The sequence below is a fragment of the Fundidesulfovibrio butyratiphilus genome, from assembly GCF_054657235.1.
The window spans coordinates 196,219-217,522 of record NZ_BAAHXA010000003.1 but is presented as its reverse complement, the minus strand read 5'-3'; the positions used below and the strand labels follow the sequence as shown (position 1 = coordinate 217,522).

General features: G+C 63.8%; 14 protein-coding genes. 9 read left to right on the top strand and 5 right to left on the bottom strand.

Going from position 1 to position 21,304, the window contains the following annotated elements:
* The first annotated feature begins 2 nt into the window (after positions 1-2).
* The 7 genes from ACYQ01_RS17060 (at position 3) to ACYQ01_RS17030 (ending at position 8,894) form a co-directional block, all read left to right on the top strand.
* Positions 3-905, top strand: a complete 903-nt coding sequence (locus ACYQ01_RS17060) for a delta(1)-pyrroline-2-carboxylate reductase family protein (RefSeq protein ID WP_459935019.1) — start codon at positions 3-5, stop codon at positions 903-905.
* Entirely contained in the window at positions 902-2,128 is a 1,227-nt protein-coding gene (locus tag ACYQ01_RS17055) for an acyltransferase family protein (RefSeq protein ID WP_459935018.1), read from the top strand. Before ACYQ01_RS17060 ends, ACYQ01_RS17055 begins: the two co-directional genes overlap by 4 nt.
* 71 nt (positions 2,129-2,199) lie before the next feature.
* The gene (ettA, locus tag ACYQ01_RS17050) at positions 2,200-3,882 is read left to right on the top strand and encodes an energy-dependent translational throttle protein EttA (RefSeq protein WP_459935017.1); all 1,683 of its coding nucleotides are present in this window, start codon (positions 2,200-2,202) and stop codon (positions 3,880-3,882) included.
* Positions 3,883-3,980: 98 nt separating this feature from the next.
* Complete coding sequence (locus tag ACYQ01_RS17045; RefSeq protein ID WP_459935016.1) at positions 3,981-5,564, top strand: sigma-54-dependent Fis family transcriptional regulator; 1,584 nt, start codon at positions 3,981-3,983, stop codon at positions 5,562-5,564.
* A 195-nt stretch (positions 5,565-5,759) separates the two neighbouring features.
* Positions 5,760-6,101: a hypothetical protein gene (locus tag ACYQ01_RS17040; RefSeq protein ID WP_459935015.1), complete on the top strand. Its 342-nt coding sequence runs from the start codon at positions 5,760-5,762 to the stop codon at positions 6,099-6,101.
* 691 nt (positions 6,102-6,792) lie between these two features.
* Positions 6,793-7,215: a hypothetical protein gene (locus tag ACYQ01_RS17035; protein WP_459935014.1), complete on the top strand. Its 423-nt coding sequence runs from the start codon at positions 6,793-6,795 to the stop codon at positions 7,213-7,215.
* A gap of 593 nt (positions 7,216-7,808) precedes the next feature.
* The gene (locus tag ACYQ01_RS17030) at positions 7,809-8,894 is read left to right on the top strand and encodes an acyltransferase (protein WP_459935013.1); all 1,086 of its coding nucleotides are present in this window, start codon (positions 7,809-7,811) and stop codon (positions 8,892-8,894) included.
* A gap of 588 nt (positions 8,895-9,482) precedes the next feature.
* Here the strand turns inward: ACYQ01_RS17030 and ACYQ01_RS17025 are convergent.
* The 4 genes from ACYQ01_RS17025 to ACYQ01_RS17010 form a co-directional block, all read right to left on the bottom strand.
* On the bottom strand, positions 9,483-9,731 hold the full coding sequence (locus ACYQ01_RS17025; RefSeq protein ID WP_459935012.1) for a hypothetical protein: 249 nt from the start codon (positions 9,729-9,731) through the stop codon (positions 9,483-9,485).
* Between the two features lie 371 nt (positions 9,732-10,102).
* Positions 10,103-13,714: a pyruvate:ferredoxin (flavodoxin) oxidoreductase gene (nifJ, locus tag ACYQ01_RS17020; protein WP_459935011.1), complete on the bottom strand. Its 3,612-nt coding sequence runs from the start codon at positions 13,712-13,714 to the stop codon at positions 10,103-10,105.
* 24 nt (positions 13,715-13,738) lie between these two features.
* Entirely contained in the window at positions 13,739-14,806 is a 1,068-nt protein-coding gene (locus tag ACYQ01_RS17015; protein WP_459935010.1) for a phosphotransacetylase family protein, read from the bottom strand.
* 21 nt (positions 14,807-14,827) lie between these two features.
* Positions 14,828-16,924, bottom strand: coding sequence for an acetate--CoA ligase family protein (locus ACYQ01_RS17010; RefSeq protein WP_459935009.1), 2,097 nt, complete (start codon positions 16,922-16,924; stop codon positions 14,828-14,830).
* 367 nt (positions 16,925-17,291) lie between these two features.
* On the opposite strand from ACYQ01_RS17010, the gene ACYQ01_RS17005 reads away from it, so the two are divergent.
* Entirely contained in the window at positions 17,292-18,617 is a 1,326-nt protein-coding gene (locus tag ACYQ01_RS17005; RefSeq protein WP_459935008.1) for an NAD(P)/FAD-dependent oxidoreductase, read from the top strand.
* A gap of 60 nt (positions 18,618-18,677) precedes the next feature.
* Here the strand turns inward: ACYQ01_RS17005 and ACYQ01_RS17000 are convergent, their stop codons facing one another.
* Positions 18,678-19,073: a restriction endonuclease gene (locus ACYQ01_RS17000; RefSeq protein ID WP_459935007.1), complete on the bottom strand. Its 396-nt coding sequence runs from the start codon at positions 19,071-19,073 to the stop codon at positions 18,678-18,680.
* Between the two features lie 230 nt (positions 19,074-19,303).
* Between ACYQ01_RS17000 and ACYQ01_RS16995 the strand changes: the two genes are divergently transcribed.
* On the top strand, positions 19,304-21,253 hold the full coding sequence (locus ACYQ01_RS16995) for a CBS domain-containing protein (protein WP_459935006.1): 1,950 nt from the start codon (positions 19,304-19,306) through the stop codon (positions 21,251-21,253).
* Positions 21,254-21,304 lie beyond the last annotated feature (51 nt).

Here is a 21,304-nt window from a genome sequence, read left to right as displayed (position 1 = left end):
TCATGCGCACTCTCGACGCCGAAGCCACCCGCAGGCTGTTGCCGTTCGGCTCCCTGGCCGACTCCATTGCCCACACCCTGGCCCAGAAGGCGGGGGGGGGCGTTTCCGCTCCGTCCAGGCTGGCCCTGCCCCTGCCCGGGGAAGGGCTCTTGCTGCTCATGCCGGCCTCGGACGGTGAACTGGCCGTGGTGAAGTCCATCAGCGTGTGCCCGGACAACGCCAAGCGGGGGCTTCCCCTCATCGTGGGCGAGGTGACGGCCATGCGGGCCGAGACCGGAGAGCGCCTGGCCGTGTTGGACGGTCCGGCCGTGACCTCGCGGCGCACGGCGGCGGCTTCGCTCCTGGCGGCCCGCCTGCTCGCGCCCAAGCCCTGGGGGTCCATGCTGGTGGTGGGGTGCGGGGTGCAGGCCCTGGCCCATGTGCGGGCCTTCACCGAAGAGTTGGCCGTGGAGGAGGTTTTCGTGTGCGGACGCACCCGTGTCGGCGCCGAGGCCTTTGTTCAGCGTCTGGGCGACGAAGGCGTGGGGGCCGTGACCGTGCGAAATCCCGTGGAGGTGATTCGCAAGGTGAATCTGGTGGTCACCGCCACCACGAGCAAGATTCCGGTGCTGCCCGAGACCGTTCCGGACGGGGTGTTCGTGGCGGCCGTGGGCTCGTTTTCCCCCAAGCGGGCCGAGGTCCCGGCGGAGGTGGTGCGCGAGGCCAGGGTGTTCGTGGACGACCTGGAAAGCGCCCGGGAGGAGGCCGGCGACCTGTTGCTGGCCGGTATCGACTGGGAGACGGTCACTCCGCTTGAGGACGTTCTTTCGGGAGATCGACCTGACGGCGGGCCGGTGCTCTACAAGAGCGTGGGCCACGCCAGCCTGGACCTGGCCGCCGCCCGACTGGCCCTGGGCATGGCGTGAAAACCGTGGCGACCCGGACGGACCGCGCGCCGTCCTCCCCCTCCGACTGGCGGCCCAGGCTGGGCATGGGGATGGATCTGGCGCGCCTTGCGGCCTTGTTCTTTATCGTCTCCGGCCACATGTTGCAGATCCGGGGGCTCTACGGTCACTTTTCCCATGGCCTGGGCTACCCGAGCGCGCCGGGCGACTTCCCCCTGTGGAAGGCCGGACTGGCCGGCCAGACCTGGGCCGGCGACCGCGTGTTTCTTGGCTGCATGTACTGGTACTGGTCCTACAATTACGCCTTTTTCCTCCTCAGCGGGATGAGCCTGTGGTTTTCCACCCGGCTGCGGGGATATTTCGACCTGCGCCAGTACATGACCTCGCGTTTCTACGGGGTCTATTTGGGATACGCCGTCGCGGCCGTCGCGGCGTTCGTTTTCGGCGTGACCGTTCTGGGCCATACGCCCGGAGAGCACGACTTCAATTATCTGCTGCTCGGCGTGGCCCGGGCCAGGGAGACGGTCTTCTACAACGACACCCTCTGGTTCATGGCCGTGCTGCTTGGACTCTACCTGGTTTTTCCCCTGGTGGCCCTGGCCTACAACCGACTGGGCTGGCCCGGGCTGGCCGCGCTGTGGGGCGCGGCCTGGTACTGGCTGGAGGCGCGCCATGTCCTGGCGGACTATGGAGCCCTGTTTTCCTGTCTGCCCCTGTTTCTCACCGGCGCGGCCCTGGCCGAACTCCTTCTGCGGCTGGGGCCGGTCTTCGACAGACTGGGCGGGCGCGTTCTGGTCCTTTTGGGCCTGGTCTGCGCCCTGGGGCTGGGCTGGCGGTTCTACGGCCTGGTGTACGTCCAGGTGGCGGCCAGCGGCCTCTACCAGAACGACACCCACGCCACGGGAATGGTCCTGGCCCTTCTGGCCGTGGCCCTGGGATTCGTCTTGCCCGGCGACCGGCCCGGCCTGGTCCGGGCCCTGCGCGCACTGGGCCGGGCAACCTTCAGCGTCTATCTCTACCACTACCTGCTCGTGCGGCTGGCCAACTCCAGTCCCGGGGGACGTCGCTTTCTGGACCATCTCGCCTCCCTGGCCTTTCCCCCCTTCAGCGACCATCTGTTGGCCTTCTGCGCCGGGCTCTACGCCGTGCTCCTCCTGATCGGATTGCTCTATCAGCGGGTTTTTGACCGGGTGCTCGTGGGCGGACTGCGCAAAGCCTTTGATCAATCGTTTCAAGTCTGCTAGCCGAAGACCATCGGTGGCCGGCGCAACGCCGTCCACCCGTCATATTTCATCCCCCCGAAGGACGGACCCGCGTGAACGAACCGAACAAGATTATTTATTCAATGATCAGGGTTTCCAAATTTTACGAAAAGAAGCCCATCCTCAATAACATTTCGCTCTCATACTTCTATGGGGCCAAGATCGGCGTCATCGGCATGAACGGCTCGGGCAAGAGTTCGCTTTTGCGCATCCTGGCCGGCGTGGACAAGGATTTCCAGGGCCAGACCGTGCTCGCCCCGGGTTTCACCGTGGGCTATCTGGAGCAGGAGCCGGCCCTGGACGAATCCAAGACCGTGCGCCAAGTGGTGGAGGAGGCCGCGGTCGACACCCTGGCCCTCCTGCGCGAATTCGAGGAGATCAACGCCCAGTTCGCCGAGCCCATGGATGACGACGCCATGAACGCGCTCATCGAACGCCAAGGCGCGGTGCAGGAAAAGCTCGACGCCGTGGACGCCTGGGACCTGGATTCCCGTCTGGAAATGGCCATGGACGCCCTGCGGTGCCCTCCGCCCGACACGCCGGTCAAGGTGATTTCGGGCGGCGAAAAGCGCCGGGTGGCCCTTTGCCGTCTGCTTTTGCAAAAGCCGGACATCCTGCTGCTTGACGAACCCACCAACCACCTGGACGCCGAGACCGTGGCCTGGCTGGAACACCATCTGCACTCCTATCCCGGCACCATTATCGCCGTGACCCACGACCGCTACTTTCTGGACAACGTGGCCGGCTGGATTCTCGAGCTCGACCGGGGCAAGGGCATTCCCTGGCAGGGCAACTACTCTTCGTGGCTGGAGCAGAAGCAGGCCCGCCTGGCGGGAGAGGAAAAGGCCGAAGCGGACCGGCGCAAGACCCTGGAGCGCGAGCTGGAATGGATACGCATGAGTCCGCGCGGTCGCCACGCCAAGAGCAAGGCCCGCATCAGCGCCTATGAGACCTTGGCCGCCCAGGAATCGGAAAAGGTGGCCAAGGACCTGGAGATCTACATCCCGCCCGGACCCCGTCTGGGCAATATGGTCATCGAGGCGCAGGGGGTGGGCAAAGGCTTTGGCGACAACCTGCTGCTGGAAGGATTGGACCTGCTGGTTCCGCCCGGCGCCATCGTGGGCATCATCGGGCCCAACGGCGCGGGCAAGACCACACTGTTCCGCATGATCACCGGGCAGGACAATCCCGATGCGGGGGCGCTGCGCCTGGGCGACACCGTAGCCCTGGCCTATGTGGACCAGAGCCGCGACGCCCTGGGAACCGAGCAGACCGTGTTCGAGGCCGTGACCGAGGGCAAGGACACCATTCCCTTGGGCCGGCGCGAGGTGAACGCCCGGGCCTACGTGGCCCGTTTCGGCCTGACCGGGCAGGATCAGCAGAAAAAGGTGGGCCTGCTTTCCGGCGGCGAACGCAACCGCGTGCACCTGGCCCGCATGCTCAAGAGCGGAGCCAACGTGCTCCTGCTCGACGAACCCACCAACGATTTGGACGTCAACACCATGCGCGCCCTGGAGGACGCCCTCTTGAACTTTGCCGGTTGCGCCCTGGTCATCAGCCACGACCGCTGGTTTCTCGACCGGGTGGCCACCCACATTCTGGCTTTCGAAGGCGACAGCAAGGCCGTGTGGTTCGACGGCAATTATTCGGAATACGAGGCCGACCGCAAGGCCCGCCTGGGCAAGGACGCGGATCAGCCCCACAGGATCAAGTACCGCAAGTTCGCCAGGGGATAGTCCCCGGCATGTCGATTCGGGCCGGGACGATGCGTTCGTCCCGGCTGTCTCGGTGGCGGTCCCGTCCGCGACTCTCCGACCGGATGACCAAAACGCCCATGATATACGACAAGGTCCTCGACTTCGTTCGCTTTCTGTTCGAACCCGCCGATCCGGGACGTTTCCAGCGCTCCTTTCTGGAAGCGCTTCTGCGCGTGCAGAACGTGAGCCGGGGGTCCTTGTGGGTGCGCCGCGAGGGGGAACTGGAGTGCATCGAGGCCGCGGGGGAGCAGAGCGACCAGGTGCTCGGGGTCCGGCTGCCGGCCGACAGGCCCAGCGTGGTGGGGTGGGTCATGGAAAACTCCCGCATGACCATCGCCGAGCCCGAAAAGGACCCCCGGCACTGCAAGGACGTGGAAGCCGACCTGGAGGTCAAGAGCACGCTCATTCTCTGCTTTCCCCTGGTGCTTCTGGACGGTTCGGTCTACGGCGCGGTGGAGCTCATCGACGTGAGTTCCGGTGGAGACCGCTTGAATCTCGATCCCGGCTACCTGGAGTTGTTGGGCGCCCTGGTGGCCATCGGCTCGGCGGCCCTGGGCCGCGCGTTGGATTTCGACCGCCAGACCCGCGAATGCCACGACCTGCGCCGCGCCCTGGAGGACCTGCGCCACAGCGGCCATCCCATCGTGGGGCGGTCCCGGGGCGTGGCCGAGGCCGAGGCCCTGGCTACGGCCTACGGGCGCACGGACTTTCCCGTGCTCATTACCGGGGAGTCCGGCACGGGCAAGGAGCTTTTCGCCCATGCCATCCACCAGGCCAGCCGCAGGCGGGACAAGCCCTTTCTCGTGCAGAATTGTTCGGCCATTCCCGAGGCCTTGTTGGAAAGCGAGCTTTTCGGCTGCCGAAAGGGGGCTTTCACCGGGGCCGATCGGGACCGCCTGGGGCTTTTTCAGGCCGCCGACGGCGGAACGGTGTTTCTTGACGAAATCGGGGACATGCCTCCTCCGTTGCAGGCCAAGATCCTGCGCCTCATCCAGAGCGGAGAGGTCAAACCTCTGGGCGCGCAAACCGCGCGTAGCGTGGACGTCCGCCTTGTCTCCGCCACCAACAAGGACCTCGCCCTGGCCATGGAGCGCGGAGAATTTCGCGAGGATCTCTTCTACCGCCTGAACGTCCTGCCCCTGGCCTTGCCGCCCCTGCGCGCCCGTCGGGACGACATCCCCGAACTGTTGGACTACTTCGTCAGGCGCGATTGCAAGCGTCTGGGCGCTCCGGCCAAGCGTTTTTCCCCTGCCGCACTGGCCAGGCTGACGGCCGCGTCCTGGAAGGGCAACATCCGGGAGATGGAAAATCTGGTGAAGTACCTGCTCACGGTGGTGCCAGACGATGTGGTGGACGTGACGCACCTGCCGGCCCATGTGGCCGGGGAGGCGGCCGACCTGGAACCGGCCGCGTCCGCGTCCGCCGGGCCGGCCCTCGACGGGCCGCGGGGCGCGATCGTCTCGCCTGAGCTCCCGGAAGGCGAACGGGAAGGGCATGCGGTGGTCTTGCGCGATCACACCTGGGAGGCCCTGGAAAAGGCCTATATCACCGACCTGCTCGAATCGGTGAAGTGGAACATCTCCAAGGCGGCCAAGCTGGCCGGGGTCAACCGCTCCACGTTCGATTCGCGCTTGCGCAAGTTGGGACTTTCCAAGGCCTGACGGCCCGCTTTCCCCCGGGGTTCGAATCTGACGACAATACGGCAAAATGCCGCATTGTCGGAGAGCCGTCCCCGGAGATCTTCGCGTTCTCAGGGGCGTGTCGGCGAATTTCCAGGCTTTTCGAACGGTGGCATGAACTTGGCATGATCCGGGAACCCGGCTTGCTCGGGCAATACGACCGAGAGGGAGTCACACATGACCATGCGCATGAAAACCGTCGCGATTCGCACCCTGTGTCTGGCGTTTTCCGTTTTGATGTTGGGCTTGGCCTTCGAAGGCGACGCCCTGGCCTACAAGCGCAGTACGCGGGTCACCGGCCCCGGAGGCAGAAGCGCCTCGCAGGACGTGAGCGCCTCGCGCACCGCCACCGGCTATAACCGTAGCGCGACCTCCACCGGACCGCGCAACAGGACGGTGAACACCAACACCACCGGAAGCTGGGACGCCTCCACCAAAACCTGGTCCAAGGACAAGACCGTCACCGGTCCCGGCGGGCAATCCCAGACCATTCAGAAGGACACCACCATCTCCAAGTGAACCTTCGACCCGCCGCCGAAGGACGTTCGGCGGCGGGAATCGACTCCTGCCAGGCGGCCGCCGATTCGGTTTTCCGGGTCGGCGGGACGTCTTTTTTTCGGAGGACGAGCGCGGTGGGAGGGCATTCAGACGGGGAGGGTATATTTCAATTTTGTGATATTTATTGAGTGCATATTGCGCCTGGAGCCCCCCCGCCAAAGCGCTTTCGCAGGGGCGGTCAAGCCGAGGGCGCAAGGCGACATGCTTGATTTGCTCCTTGAACTCGAACTGCGCTCGGATTAAACTCTTGTTTCGTGCGCGTCGTTCGTCAAGTTCGTGTGCTCGGCGACCGGCCACAACCGAAGTTTCGTTGCAGAGGCAAACCCGGGGGCATACGCCCGACAACCAGTCTTCGCCAGGCGTGTAACCGTCCCCCTGCTTGCGCAGGAGCCGGGGGAAAGGCGGACCGTGCGTGACAGCCGAGCGATGCGGCGCGCGATTCGCCCTGGCCCAGGCTGGGGCTTTGCTGCTTTGAAGCGTTGTTTTCAGGTTGAACCGAAAGGCGGCGCGTCGCCAACCGACGGAAAGAGCGCCCGACGGCAACCTGAATCTGGTTTTCCTGCGTGTGACTATCCATCAGTCATCCCTGAACCGGAACGTCCGCCCGCGGCCGCGGTGGGCCAGTCCGTCTTGACGGGGAAAGGAGTTTTTCGTGAGGACCATCATCAACGACGCCATTACCCAGCGTCTGCAAGCCGCATCCGACGATCCGGTCTACAAGGCGGAAATGTTGGACGTCATCTATCGTTTCAAGAAGGAACATCCCACCGTAACCGGACTCAACGTGCTCACCCAGCGGGCCATTCTCGCCGGGGATCTCACCGTGGTCCAGGCGCCGAAGTGCGCCACCTTCGAGCTTTGGTTGTCTTCCGAGGTCACTCCGGACGTGCTGGAGCAGGCCAAGATGGCCAAACCCGCCAAATCGACCACTCGCAAGCCCAGAACGACCAAGAAAAAAGATCAGGACGTTCCGGCCTCGCCCGAAGCTTTGGCCACGGCGAAAGCTTTGGCCAAGGCCGAATCGGAAGCTCGCATTCGAAACGCCCAGTTCCGGGCCGAAACCCGGAAGTGGTAGAAACAGTCTGTTGACCATGGCATCCGGCCACGTCCGCTTCGGGAGGGACGCAGTGTTCCGTGTTCGGCCGGGGGCCTGGGGTTGACGGGCGTGCGCGCCGCGCCGGCGGATTTTTCGAACCGGCGGAGAAAACCGACTTCTTCAACGGGCGCGTACGGACGCGAAGCTTTGGCGCGGCGCGTGTGCGCACAGCCTTCCGCTTGACGTTCCTCTGTAGGAACTTTGTGGTCTTTCTTTGCGAAAAGATACATGTGAACTCGCGTGCCGCTTGCTTTTCGATGCAGAAAAAGGCGGTCGCGCGATGCGGGGCTACGCGCGGCCGCCTTCGGCGGCTTCCGCGCAGGTCTTTGGCGGCCTGTCGAGCAATTCGCGCTGGCAGCGTTGGCTCAAGAGAATCACCCCCTCAGCGCAATCCGCTTGGGGTGTGGTTTTCTTCCGCGCCCTGCCGGCGATTTTTTTGAGCCGGCTGTGAAAAACGCTGTTGTGGGCGGACCGTTTCTGATATTGAGGAAGATTTTCTCCTCGTAAACCAACAAGCCTCGACCACGCGAACCAAGGCCGGACTCCGGCGGTTCGGACTCGATGGAGACGAAATGCCTTCGGAACAGCTTTCTGTGAATATGGTGTCCGGTCAGAATCACGAACGCCAGTTGGCCGTGGACGTCATCAAGATCGTGGCCATTGTGGGCGTGTTGGTGTTGCACTCCTGCGACCTGTTTCTGGACGGAACCTTCAAGGAACCGAGGCTGTGGTGGGTCGGCATCACATACGCTTCGCTGTCCATCATCGGCGTTCCCCTGTTCCTTATGTGCAGCGGAGCGCTCCTGCTCAAGCCGGGCCAGACGTATCCGTCCCTGATACAATTCTATAAACACCGGCTTTCCAAGATCCTCGTGCCGCTTTTTATTTGGTCCGTGGTCTACTATCTCTGCATGCACGATCCGAACACCTTCAAGCTCGCCGACTTCGGCTATTTTTTCCGCGATCTGCTTCAAGCCAAGATATCCAAGCATTTTTGGTATCTCTATATGATGATAGGCGTCTATCTTTCGGCTCCCTTTCTGAACACCATGTTCGCCAACATGCCGAACCGCTATGTTGTCTGGTTCTTTCTGCTGTGCTTTTTGCTCGGGCCGCCCAACATGGTTTTGCTCCATGTCTTTTACGCCGCCTTCTACAGTTACAATATGGTCTTTTGTCTCTATCTGGGCTATTACGTTGTCGGCTATTATCTTTACGGCCGGCCCCAAGCGATCGTGCCCCACCGCAAGGCTTTGGCACTGGGATTGGTCCTCATGGTGGGCGTCACCATGGTGGGGTCCTGGCTCCTCAAAGGGAGCTACAGCGCGTATCCGCTTCTGTTTTTCGACTATTCGTTCCTCAACATCATTCTCTCCTCGGTTCTGGCTTTCGCCCTGCTTCGTTCGTTCTCCTACAACTGGTTGAAGCCGTACGCCAAATGGGTGACCATTTTCGGCAACGCCTCCTACGGGGTGTACCTCGTACACATCCTGTTTCGCGACATGCTGCGCAACGGCTTGCTGGGATTCCGGTTCGCTCCGTACACCGTGCATCCGATTCTGGGCATCCCGTTGAGCGCCCTGGGCATTCTGCTTTTCTCCCTGGCCTTGGTTTTCATCCTCAAGCGTATCCCTGTGCTCAGACACGCCGTGCCATGACGCCGCTCTGGTCCTGAACAGCCCGCCCAAAAAGTCGATTCTTGCAGCCTGTTCAAAAAACGTGCTGGCAAGGCGCAAGAAAAAATCAAGTCCGAAGCGGAGTTGGCATCCGTTGAGGGTTTGAGCTTTTCGCAGCAACGCAGCCAGCAAGGATTTTCCAATAGGCTGTTAAAGCCGTCGGGCCAAAGACGGCGGCCGCGCGGGATCAAGAAATTGCGCTTCCGTGTGGGCCTCCACACGGAAGCCGCAGGGCATGCGGGCTGTTCAGCAAGACGAAGGGGGCTCCGAAACGTTTCGGGATGCCAGGGGATGCGAGGTGTTCGAGAGGCGGGGGAACGAAAACGAAACGAACGCCAAGGAAGGAAAAAAACGTTCGACAGGCGACACTGCGCATCGACTCACGTCGACCGCAAGGATGTAAGGACTTTCGGCGGGCCATGCCCCAAAGCCGCGCACTTCTTTTCCCGAACGATCGAGTGAGGGGAAACTGTGCGGATCGGGACCGTTCGCCGGGGCGTCAGGGAAGCTGGCGGAAAGAGCCTTCCCCTTCCGCCAGCGCCATCGACGCCGATGTCATCGGCCGTAAAGTTATTTCTTTTTGGCCTTCTTCTTCTTGACCGGAGTGGCCTTTACCGGGTCGGGACCGGGGTAGTTCATCACCAGGCCGCCCTTTTTCAGGCATTCGTCCACGGTGGCGGTCATGACCTTGGTGTCGCCCATGCTGCATTCCCACTTTTTGGGAGCAGCTTTTTTCTTGTGGACCTTTCCCTTGGCGAAGGCCACGCCGCCGGAGAGGGCGAAAGCAAAAACCAACCCGGAAATCAGCAGCTTTTTCATAATTGTCTCCTTACCCGAGCAATTTTTGCCATCTTAGCCTACCAGCCGGAGCGCTAGCAAGGGATTTCATTACAAACAGTTCATCTTTCTGTGAGATTTTTTCCATTCCGACTCAGGGAGGGCCAGGGACCCGGATTTCGCCTGGACCCGGGCGGCAGGGGCGGACCGGGAGGGCGGCGCGCCGGCGATGCTCCGGCGAACCCGGGACGCGCCTTGCCCGAAGCGCAGCGCCCGGCGGCTGCGCGGTCGAGGGCGCAGGATGTGCGGAGCCCGAAACGGCCAGAGGCCCCCGGAGGGGCCTCTGGCTTGAGGATTCGAAGAGCGGCGGGCCGAGGTCTTCGCGCCCGCCGCAAGGCAGTGTTCGTTCGAGGTTACTTGCCGGCCCGGCCGTCGTCGCAGGGCTCGGACTGTCCGCCGCCGTGTTCGGCCGTGGCGGTCAGGGTGCAGTTTTCGCTTTCGGAGGGCGTACCGGGGTCCACGCCGGCCATCATGCACAGCTGCTTCCAGCGGTTCCACACGTCCTGGGCCAGCACCTGGCGCAGACGCACGGCCTCGGCGGGCAGGAGCTTCTCCAGGGCCGCGTAGCGGTTTTCGGAGAGCAGGAACTCCTGCAGGGTGCCGTCGGGGGCCTTGGAGTCGATGGTCAGCGGGTTCTTGCCCTCATCGGCCAGCAGCGGGTTGAAGCGGAACAGCGGCCAGTACCCGGCGGCGGTGGCCAGCTTGGCTTGCTCCTGGGTCTTGCCCATGCCGCGCTTGAGGCCCTGGTTGATGCAGGGCGCGTAGGCCAGGATGATGGAAGGGCCGGGATAGGCTTCGGCCTCGGTGAAGGCCTTGAGCAGCTGTTGCTTGTTGGAGCCCATGGAGATGGCGGCCACGTAGACGTTGCCGTAGGTCATGGCGATGCGGGCCAGGTCCTTCTTGCGGGTGCGCTTGCCGGCGGCGGCGAACTTGGCGATGGCGCCCGTGGGCGTGGCCTTGGAGGACTGGCCGCCGGTGTTGGAGTACACTTCGGTGTCCAGGACCAGGATGTTGACGTCCTCGCCCGAGGCGATGACGTGATCCAGGCCGCCGAAGCCGATGTCATAGGCCCAGCCGTCGCCGCCGAAGCACCAGATGGACTTCTTCACCAGCATGTCGGCGTTGGCCGCGATTTCGGCCAGGGGGCCGGTCTTGTCGGGCATGGCCGCGAGCAGTTTGACGATCTGTCCGGCGAACAGGGCGGACTTGCCCGCGTCGTGCCAGGCGTCCAGCCAGCCGGTGAGGGCGACCTTCAGGTCGTCGGAGATCGAGCCCTTCAGGGCCTCGGTCACGCTGTCGGCCAGCTTTTCGCGGCGCTGGTTCACGGCCATGTTGATGCCGAAGCCGAACTCGGCCGCGTCTTCGAACAGGGAGTTGCCCCAGGCCGGGCCGTGTCCGTTTTTGTTCACGCAATAGGGCGTGGTGGGAGCCGAGGCGCCCCAGATGGAGGAGCAGCCCGTGGCGTTGGCAATGATCATGCGTTCGCCGAAGAGCTGGGTGAGCACGCGCACGTACGGGGTCTCGCCGCAGCCCGCGCAGGCGCCCGAGAACTCCATCATGGGCTTGAAGAACTGCGAGCCCTTGACCGAGTCGCGCTTGAGCAGTCCGTCCTTGGGGGCGGCGCTCATGGCGAAGTTGAAGTTGGGCACCTGCGTCTCCGACTGGGTCTCGATGGGCTTCATCACCAGGGCCTTGTTCTTGGCCGGGCAGATGTCGGCGCAGTTGCCGCAGCCCATGCAGTCGGCGGTGTTCACCTGCAGGCGGAAGGAGAGGCCCTTGAGTTCCTTGCCCTGGGCGGGAAGGGTCTCGAAGGTGGCCGGAGCCTTGGCCTTTTCGGACTCGTCGAGCAGCACGGGCACCAGGGCCGAGTGCGGGCACACGAACGAGCACTGGTTGCACTGGATGCAGTTTTCCTTGATCCATTCGGGCACGTTGATGGCGACCGAACGCTTTTCGTACTGCGAGGTGGCCACCGGGAACAGGCCGGCCGGATCGAACACGCTCACGGGCAGCTTGTCGCCCTGCTGGGCCAGCACCGGACGAGCCACCTTGGAGATGTACTCGGGCACGTTTTCGGCCGGGGCCGGGGCGGCCACGGCGTCGGCCCAGGAGGCCGGGTAGGACACTTCATTCAGGGCGGCCACAGTGTTGTCCACGGCCGTGATGTTCATCTGGACGACCTTGTCGCCCTTCTTGCCGTAGGCCTTCTGGATGGACTTCTTGAGCAGCTCGATGGCCTTCTCGAAGGGCAGCACGCCCGAGAGCTTGAAGAAGGCCGTCTGCATGATCATGTTGATGCGCCCGCCGAGACCCGCCTGCTGGGCGATCTTCACGGCGTCGATGTTGTAGAATTTGAGCTTGTTTTTGGCGATGGCGGCCTTCACCTTGGCGGGGAGCTTGGACTCCATCTCCTCGGCGGACCAGTGGGAGTTCAGCACGAAGGTGCCGCCTTCCTTCACGCCTTCGAGCACGTCGTAGATCTCGACGTAGTTCGACTTGTGGCAGGCCACGTAGTCGGCGGCGTTGACCAGGTAGCAGGACCGGATCTGCTTGGGGCCGAAGCGCAGGTGCGAAACCGTGATGCCGCCCGACTTCTTGGAGTCGTAGGCGAAGTAGCCCTGGGCGAACAGGTCGGAGTTGTCGCCGATGATCTTGATGGCTTCCTTGTTCGCGCCCACGGTGCCGTCGGAGCCCAGGCCCCAGAACTTGCACTGCACCGTGCCCTTGGGGGTGGTGTCGCGCACGGGCACCACCGGCAGGGAGTGGTTGGTCACGTCGTCGATGATGCCGACGGTGAAGTGGTTCTTTTTGCCTTCGGTCATGTTGACGAACACGGCCTTGGCCATGGCCGGCGAGAACTCCTTGGAGCCCAGGCCGTAGCGGCCGCCCAGCAGGGTGACATCCAGGCCCGCGTCGCGCACGGCGGCGGACACGTCGAGGAACAGGGGCTCGTAGAGGGCGCCGACTTCCTTGGTGCGGTCGAGCACGGTGATGGTTTTGACGGTCTTGGGCAGCGCGGCCAAAAACGAGGCCGAGTCGAAGGGGCGGTACAGGCGCACGCAGACCAGGCCCAGCTTTTCGCCGCGTTCGGCCATGGCGTCGATGACTTCGCGCAGCACTTCGCAGCTCGAACCCATGGCCACCACGACGCGGTCGGCGTCGGGAGCGCCGTAGTAGTCGAACAGGCCGTAGGGGCGACCGGTAAGGGCGCTGACCTTGGCCATGATTTCCTTCACGATGCCGGGAACGGCCACGAAGTAGGGGTTGGAGGCCTCGCGTCCCTGGAAGTAGATGTCCGGGTTCTGGGCCGTGCCGCGGATCTGGGGATGCTCGGGGTTCATGGACTTGGCGCGGAAGGCCGCGATCTTGTCCCAGTTCACCAACTTGGCGATTTCTTCGTATTCGAGCACCTCGATCTTCTGGATTTCATGGGAGGTGCGGAACCCGTCGAAGAAGTGCACGAAGGGCACGCTGGCCTCGACGGCCGAGAGGTGGGCCACCAGAGCCATGTCGTGGGCTTCCTGCACGGAGCAGGAGCACAGTTCGGCGAAGCCGGTGGGACGGCAGGCCATGACGTCCTGGTGGTCGCCGAAGATGGACAGGGCGTGCGAGGCGATGGCCCGGGCCGACACATGGAAGACGCCGGGCAGCAGTTCGCCGGCGATCTTGTACATGTTGGGGATCATGAGCAAAAGGCCCTGGGAGGCGGTATAGGTGCTTGTGAGCGCGCCACCTGCCAGACAGCCGTGCACGGCGCCGGCGGCGCCGGCTTCGGACTGCATTTCTTTTACTTTTACGAGCTGGCCGAAGATGTTCTTTTTACCCTGGGATGCCCATTCGTCGATTACCTCACCCATGGTGGAGGAAGGAGTAATGGGATAGATCGCCGCGCATTCGGAAAGCGCGTAGGCCACCCAGGAGGTGGCGGTGTTGCCATCCACAGTCTTCATCAACGTTTTCGCCATGTTACGAGTCCTTTGTCTTGCAGGTTAGAGCCCGAGGCCTTGCTTGATGGCCGCAAGGTCGAGATGGGCCGCCACCAGTTGCGCTGCACGTTGGAACTTGGCCTGGGCGCGCAGTTTGTGCCCTCCCAGCAGGGCATCCACGCGCTTGGCCACGCAATAGGTGTCGTCACGAACAACCAGAATGGGCACCTCCGCGTTTTCGGCTCGGGAAAGCACGATGTCGTTGGGGTAGAGGTTGCCCGTGAGAATGAGACAGGGGCATTTGTTTTCAATGCCCACCAATTGCAAATCGGAGCGGTCACCGCCCATGATGATGGCGGCCTTGGCGCGCTTGCGGAAGTGGGTAAGGAAGTTTTCCACCTGCATGGCTCCGATAATGAAATTCTCGGCCATCTGGTCGATCTTGTGGGCCGAACAGATGATTTTGGCTCCGAGACGTTCCGCCAGGTCGCGCACCGAGACCGATCCCAACAAACGGTCGTGGGGGATGACGCCAAGCACCGGAACCCCTCGCGACAGAAGAAAAGGAATAATCACGGAGTTGACTTCGTCCATAGCGTAACTGGGCACGTCGTTGAGCACACATCCCAACAGCTTGTCGCCGAGGATGAATTTGACCGAGAGCAGCGCCTCGTAATTTACGTCCTGCCCGAAGCGGTCGACGATGAGCACGGGCAGGTCGAGCGCCTGCGAGACGGACGGACCGTCCAGGCAGGCGTACCGGTTGGAGTTGAGAAAGCTGCCGGAACCGCCCACCACCATGACCTGTTTGTCGGCGGCCAGCCTGTCGTAGGCGGCGCGGACGGCGGTGGTGCGGTCCTCGCAGGGCGGGGACGAAAGAATTTCGTGCATCAGGTCCTGGGTGACCAGCACGGGGTTCACCAGTTCCGGGGGGGCGTCGAGGTCCAGGGCCTGCTGCAGGGTCAGGGCGTCGGCTTCGCACCACTGACCGTCTTGCGGCATGGCCTGGGCGCCCACGGGCTTCATGTAGCCGACCTGGAGGCCCTCCTGTTTGAATTTGAGGCCTATGCCCATGCAGAGGGTGTTTTTCCCTCCGAAAGGGGCCGTGGAGCCGATATAGAGACCTGGCATGGGGGCGTCGTCTCCCTGCGGTTAGAGGGGCAGAAGCGTCATGCGCACGCCGGCCACTACCGCCAATTCGTCATTGACCAGAACGGGACTGAGTTCAGCCTCGTAGATTTCCGGGAAATCGACCGAAAGTTGGGAAAGCCGGATGGCGATGTCTTCGAGCGATTCGACATGCACGGCCGGACCGCCTTCGAATCCCTTGAGCAGCATGGAGGTCTTGACGTCGCGCACCAGTTGGCGGGCGTCGTTCATCGAGACCGGGGCCAGACGGTAGGAGACGTCCTTGAGTACGTCGACGAAAATACCGCTCAGGCCGAAACGCAACAGCGGACCGAATTGGTCGTCGCGGCGAAATCCGAGCATCACCTCCATGGCGTTGGCCGGGGCCTGGGACTGGATCAGGCAGCCGGAAATCCGGTTGTCGGGCCGGGAGACGCGCACCTTGCCGGTCAATTCCTTGAAGGCCTGGCGCAGTTCGTCCGGGGTTTTGATGTTCACCCGCACCCCGCCCGCGTCGGCCTTGTGCTTGATCTGGGGGGAGGCCACCTTGCACACCACCGGATAGCCAAGGTCGGCCGCGGCCGCCACGGCCTCTTCGGAAGACCGGGCCAGCACCGTCCGGGCCGTGTGAATGTCGTAGGCGCCCAGCACCTCGCGGGCCAGGTCCTCCTCGATTTCGGCCACGCCCTTGGCTCGGGCGTCCTTGACGATGCGCCGCACCACGTCGCGCCGGCCCTCCACGCTGGCCATCACCGGAGAAGGCCGGCTCTTCCATTGCGAGTAGCGGTACAGGGCGTCCAGGCTTTTCACGGCCGGTTCGGGAAAGGCGTAGCAGGGGATGTCGGCCCGCGCGAACACGGCCCTGGCCGGGTCCATGCGCTTGCCGCCCATCAGGCAGCACAACACGGGCTTGGGCGTGTCCTTGGCGGCCTGGGTCACGGCCTTGGCCAGGTCGGCCTCGGGAGCCGCCGCCGAAGGCGCCAGCACCACGAGCAGGGCGTCTACGCGCTGATCTTCCAGGGCCAGGGCGACCGCCTGTCCCAATCGATTGGAGTCCGCGTCGCCCAGCACGTCCACAGGGTTGTAGAGCGAGGCGTTGGCGGGCAGGGCCTTTTTGAGCTTGTCCACGGTTTCGGTTCCGAACGAGGCCATGGTGAGCGCGGTGGAGTCCGTGGCGTCCACGGCCAAAAGGCCGGGACCGCCGGCGTTGGTCACTATGGCCACCGCCGGCCCCTTGGGCAGGGGCTGGGTGGAGAAGGCCCGGGCCAGATCGAACATTTCGGCCATTTCGCCCACGCGCAGGATGCCGGTTTGCAAAAAGGCCGCGCTGTAGGCCTTGTCGTCTCCGGACAGGATGCCCGTGTGGGCCGAAACGGCCTTGGCCCCGGCCGCGGTGGACCCGGCCTTGAGCACGATCACGGGCTTGTCGCGGGTGATCTTGCGGGCCATGCGCATGAAGGCCTCGCCGTTTTCGATGCTCTCCACGTAGGCCAGCACCACCTTGGTGTCGGGGTCGTGGGAAAGCGTGTAGAGCATGTGCGATTCGTTCACCAGGGCCTTGTCGCCCAGGCTCACGAACTGGGAAAATCCGATGTCGTGTTCCTGGGCCCAGTCCAGGATCGCGGAGCAAAGCGAGCCGGACCGGGAAAAAAAGGCGATGTTGCCGGCCTTGGGAATGGACGACGCGCACGAGACGTTGAGCTTGAGCGGCGTGGAGATCACACCCAGGCTGCCCGGCCCCACCAGGGCGATATCGTTGTCGCGGCAGATGCGGGCCAGGTCTTTTTCTTCCCGCCAGCCCTGGTTGCCGGATTCCTTGAAACCGGCGGCCACCACCACGGCTGCGCGAAGGCGATGCTCCACCAGCGTCTTTACCGTGGACAGCACCTTGGAGGCGGGAATGGCCAGGATGGCCATGTCCAGCGGGGTGGGGAGGTCGTCTGCGTCGGTGATGACGGGCAGTCCGAGAATTTCACCCCCCTTGCTGTTGACGGGATAAATTTCTCCCTTGAACCCGGCGTCCAGCAAGTTCTTGACGAGATGATGCCCGACCTTGTCCGCCTGGTGCGACGCACCGATGATGGCGACGTTTTTCGGGCTGAAAAGCGCGTCAAGTTGCATGGTGGCTCCAAGATAGCGTGAGATGTATTTGAGATGACGGAACAAGCTTCCTTGTGAAGCGGTCATCCTTCTAGCACGTTTCATGCCGAAGCGCAAATACATCAGGTCGACTTCTGTACAACATTCGTTCCACTTTGGCACTTGTATTTATTTCGAGGTGTTAAATGTAATTTCGAGTCTTGGATTCCAGACGGGGGCGTTGCAGTCCGAAAAATCGGACTGAAAGTCCGGGATTTTGTCCCGAAATCCGGACGCCGGCGGTTTCCCGGCCTTTGCGTTGCCGATGTTTCTCTGGAAAAAGCGTTTCGTCGGCCGGGGAATTTGCTACGACTTCGCCACGTCCAACGTCATTGCAGGGAGGGAACTCATGGCGCAAAACAAAACGATCGTTCCCAGGGTCGTGGTGGTGGGGGCCGGATTCGGCGGCTTGTGGACGGCCAGGCGGCTGGCCGGCGAAAACGCGGAGGTCGTGGTCGTGGACAAGCGCAACTACCACACCTTCTTGCCTCTGCTGTACCAGGTGGCCGCGGCGGAGTTGGAGCCCGGAGAAATCGCCCACCCGGTCCGGGGGGTATTTCGCAGGTACGGCAACGTGCGTTTCGCCCTGGCCGAGGCGCGCCGCATCGATCCGGCGTGCCGGGTGCTGCACACGTCCGGGCCGTCCATCCCGTATGACTATCTGGTCTTGTGCCTGGGCAGCGAAACGAATTTCTTCGGCGTGCCCGGAGCGGCCGAACACTGTTTCGGACTCAAGAACCTGGAAGAGGGCATCGGGCTGCGCAATCACATCCTGTGTCTGTTCGAGCGGGCCAATCTGTCCGACGACCCGGTCGCCAGACGGCGCATGCTCACGTTCACGGTGGTGGGCGCGGGCCCCACCGGCGTGGAGTACGCCGGCGCGCTGGCGGAGCTTATTCGCGGGCCCCTGGCCCGGGACTATCCGCGGCTCGACCTGAGCCAGGCGCGGGTGGTGCTGGTGGAGGCCGGACAGGCCGTGCTGGCCGCGTTTCCGTCGACGCTACGCGCCTACGCCCTGGAGAAGCTTGGGCGCAAGGGGGTGGAGGTGCGCCTGGGCGCCCAGGTGGAGCGGGTGGATTCCGCGCTGTTGGCCTTCAAGGACGGCTCGTCCCTGGCAACCGAGACCGTGGTCTGGGCGGCTGGAGTGCGCGGACCGGGCGCGGCGTCCGCACTTGGTCTGAAGCCCGGTCCGGCCGGGCGCGTGCCCGTGGACCGGAACCTGCGCGTGGTCGGTCTGGACCGGGTGTTCGCCGTGGGCGACATGGCCGCCTTTCCCGGTCCGTCCGGGCCCCTGCCCATGCTCGCCCCGGTGGCCATGCAGCAGGGCCGGGCCGCGGCCGAATCCATCCTCCGTCTGGAGGCCGGTCGCCCGCTCAAGCCGTTTCGCTACAGGGACAAGGGCAGCATGGCCACCATAGGCCGGGCCGCCGCGGTGGCCACTTTTGGACCGCGCCTGTGCCTGACAGGCTTTTCGGCCTGGTTGAGCTGGCTTTTCGTCCACCTGGTCATGCTCATCGGCTTTCGAAATCGCCTGGCGGTGCTGCTCGACTGGGCCTGGGACTATTTCTTTTTCGAGAAAGCCGTGCGTCTCATCATGCCGGCCCCGGCCGGACCGAAGACGGAGTGCCAAGCGGGCGTTGCGGCCGACAGCGCCGAAAAGCCGAAACCGTCGTGATTTGCGACCTGCGCCCGCGGCCGCGCGGGAAATGTTCGGGGGAGCGCGCTTGAGGGGCGCTCAATTTCGGTTTGGCCCCTGCGGCAGGACGAGGCCGGGCAGGGTCAGGGGCGTTTTGGCGGCCTTGCGTTTGCGCCGTTCGAAGATTTCCGGCCGCGACCCCAGGCGAAAACGCCACAACGGACAGGGTTCATAGGGCGGTTTGGCCTTGGGGGAGGCGGCGCAGGAGCGGGCCAGGGCCCGGTCGCCGCAGCAGCAGCACAGACACTGGCAGCGCGCGGCCCGAACCGGAGGACGCCTGGCCCCGGGGGCGGGGACGCCAAAACGGTAGTCGTGCAAGGGGCAGGCGAGGTTCTCGCATTCGGCCACCAAAGAGTAGGACCCTCCCATGCAGGCCACGCAGAACTTGCGAATGCATTCGAGTATGCCGGCGCGTCTGCCGCGTGGTGGTTCCATGGCCTCTCCGTGGGCATCCGGGTGCGTTGCGGCGCGATAGGACCCGGTCCGTACGCCACGTCTTCCCCTGGCGCGAAAATGTCGTCTTGGCAAGCGAAAACCCGTTTCGTTTGCCCGGACCGGCTGACGGAGGCTTCTTCCCCCCGCGTTCGCGGGCAACTTGGTTGACGCAAGGGGGGAAAAAAGCAAAAAGACATGGCGATTGAAAAAACGTCCCGCTTCGAGAGCTTATGGCAGCCACCACGCTCAAGGACATCCTGACCCCGCAGGTGATCGGGGTCTCGGCCAGCGCTTCCATGGCCAAGGCGATCAAAGCCATGAGCGACAACGCCATAAGCTCCGTGCTGGCGCTTTCGCGGGGCAAGCCCGTGGGCATTCTCACCGAGCGCGGGGTCCTGGCCGCCCTGTCCGGCCACGGCTACGATCTGCTTTCCCGCAAGGTCGGGGAATTCATGACCAGCCCGGTGGTCAGTCTGCCGGCCGACACCAACATCCATCAGGCGTTTCTCACCTTCCTCGACCGGGGGATTCGTCGCGTGGTGGTGGTGGATCGGGCCGGCCGGGCCGTGGGCATGGTCACCCAGACCAACATGATTCAGAACCTGGGGGTGGAGTTCTTTCTCGAAGTCAAACGCGTGGAAAAGATCATGTCGTCCCAGGTGGTGTCCCTTTCTGCCCGCGACACCCTGCAAGAGGCCCTGGCGGTCATGACCCGGGGACCGTACAGTTGCGTGGTGGTGGAGCGCGACGGCCGCGCCAGGGGCATGGTCACGGAACGCGACATGGTGCGCCTGGGCGCGCAGGGACGCGATTTTGCCCGCACGGAGTTGGGCGAGGTGATGACTTCGCCGGTGCATACCACCACGCGGCGCGAACCCGTGCACCAGGCCGTTGCCGTCATGCGCGAGCGCAACATTCGCCGTCTGGCCGTGGTGGATGAGGAGGGGCGTCTGTGCGGGCTGGTGACCCAGTCCGACATCGTCAGGGGGATCGAATCCAACTACGTGGATACGTTGCGAAACGTGATCCGCGAAAAGGACCAGCTCCTGCGCGAGGCCGTGGCCGAAACCGCCAGGAAGACCATCTATCTCGACACCATTCTGAACGCCTCGCTGGACATGGGCATAGCCGCCACGGACGGGGAACATTTCGCCTTCATCAACCAGGCGGCTCAGACCATTCTCGATGTGGACCAGGTCGACGTCATCGGGCGCGGACTTTTCGAGTTCCACCGCTCTCTCGGCGTGAGTCAGCGCCGGGTCAAGCACGGCTTGGCCGAAGTGAAGCGAAACAAGCACCACATCTTCACCTTTCATCGCAAGACGGGCGGGCGCGACCAGTATGTCGAAACCCGCATCACCGCCATCTGGGAAGGGGACAAGCCCAAGGATTACGTCTGCATGCTGCGCGACGTCACCGAGCGCCGACTGGCCGAGGAGACCATCCGCCGTATGGCCTATCACGACGCTTTGACCGGATTGCCCAATCGGTTCCTGGTTTCGGACCGCCTGGAGCAGGGGTTGGCCCAGGCCACGCGCAAGGGATGCCTGCTCGGGGTGATGCTTCTCGATCTGGACGGCTTCAAGATGGTCAACGACACCCTGGGGCACAACGTGGGCGACCTGCTGTTGCGCCAGGTGGCGGAGCGGCTCACCGGGGTGCTGCGCAAGTCCGACACGGTGGGGCGCATGGGCGGGGACGAATTTCTCATCGTCATGCCCGAGGCCCGCGAACCCAAGGATGTTGAAAGCGTGGCCCTCAAGGTGCTGGCGGCCGTGGGAGAACCCCGACGCATCGCGGGCAACGATTTGCGCATCACCACGAGCCTGGGAGCCGCGCTGTTCCCCTATGACGGCCTGGACGCCCAGACTCTCATCATGAAGGCGGATATGGCCATGTACAAGGCCAAGGAGGGAGGGCGCTCCACTTTCCGCTTCGCCGAGCCCGACGCCGACTCCCCCCAGCCCCAGTCCAAGGAGCCGACGAGCGAGGAAACGAAACCGGAAAGCGAAACGCCCCGTTTGTGTGTGTTTTCTTCCGTGACCGGGCGCAGCGCGAAGCCTGGTGCGCGCGCCGGGGGCTGCGCCTCGTCAGGGGAGCGGACCGGGCCGGATGTGGTTTCGGAGAGCAAGACGAATCCCCCTCCCCGGGATGGGGACGCGGAAGCGGCCGAGTCCTGACCCGGACAGGCCGGCGGAGCCCAGTCCTTGGGCGGGTCGGCGTTTGGTCCC

Excerpts from the sequence above, each read along its gene's own strand:
- ACYQ01_RS17060 (WP_459935019.1), top strand. The coding sequence starts at position 3 with ATGCGCACTCTCGACGCCGAAGCCACCCGCAGGCTGTTGCCGTTCGGC.
- ACYQ01_RS17045 (WP_459935016.1), top strand. The coding sequence starts at position 3,981 with ATGATATACGACAAGGTCCTCGACTTCGTTCGCTTTCTGTTCGAACCC.
- ACYQ01_RS17040 (WP_459935015.1), top strand. The coding sequence starts at position 5,760 with ATGACCATGCGCATGAAAACCGTCGCGATTCGCACCCTGTGTCTGGCG.
- ACYQ01_RS17030 (WP_459935013.1), top strand. The coding sequence starts at position 7,809 with ATGCCTTCGGAACAGCTTTCTGTGAATATGGTGTCCGGTCAGAATCAC.
- ACYQ01_RS17025 (WP_459935012.1), bottom strand. The coding sequence starts at position 9,731 with ATGAAAAAGCTGCTGATTTCCGGGTTGGTTTTTGCTTTCGCCCTCTCC.
- nifJ (WP_459935011.1), bottom strand. The coding sequence starts at position 13,714 with ATGGCGAAAACGTTGATGAAGACTGTGGATGGCAACACCGCCACCTCC.
- ACYQ01_RS17015 (WP_459935010.1), bottom strand. The coding sequence starts at position 14,806 with ATGCCAGGTCTCTATATCGGCTCCACGGCCCCTTTCGGAGGGAAAAAC.
- ACYQ01_RS17010 (WP_459935009.1), bottom strand. The coding sequence starts at position 16,924 with ATGCAACTTGACGCGCTTTTCAGCCCGAAAAACGTCGCCATCATCGGT.
- ACYQ01_RS17005 (WP_459935008.1), top strand. The coding sequence starts at position 17,292 with ATGGCGCAAAACAAAACGATCGTTCCCAGGGTCGTGGTGGTGGGGGCC.
- ACYQ01_RS17000 (WP_459935007.1), bottom strand. The coding sequence starts at position 19,073 with ATGGAACCACCACGCGGCAGACGCGCCGGCATACTCGAATGCATTCGC.
- ACYQ01_RS16995 (WP_459935006.1), top strand. The coding sequence starts at position 19,304 with ATGGCAGCCACCACGCTCAAGGACATCCTGACCCCGCAGGTGATCGGG.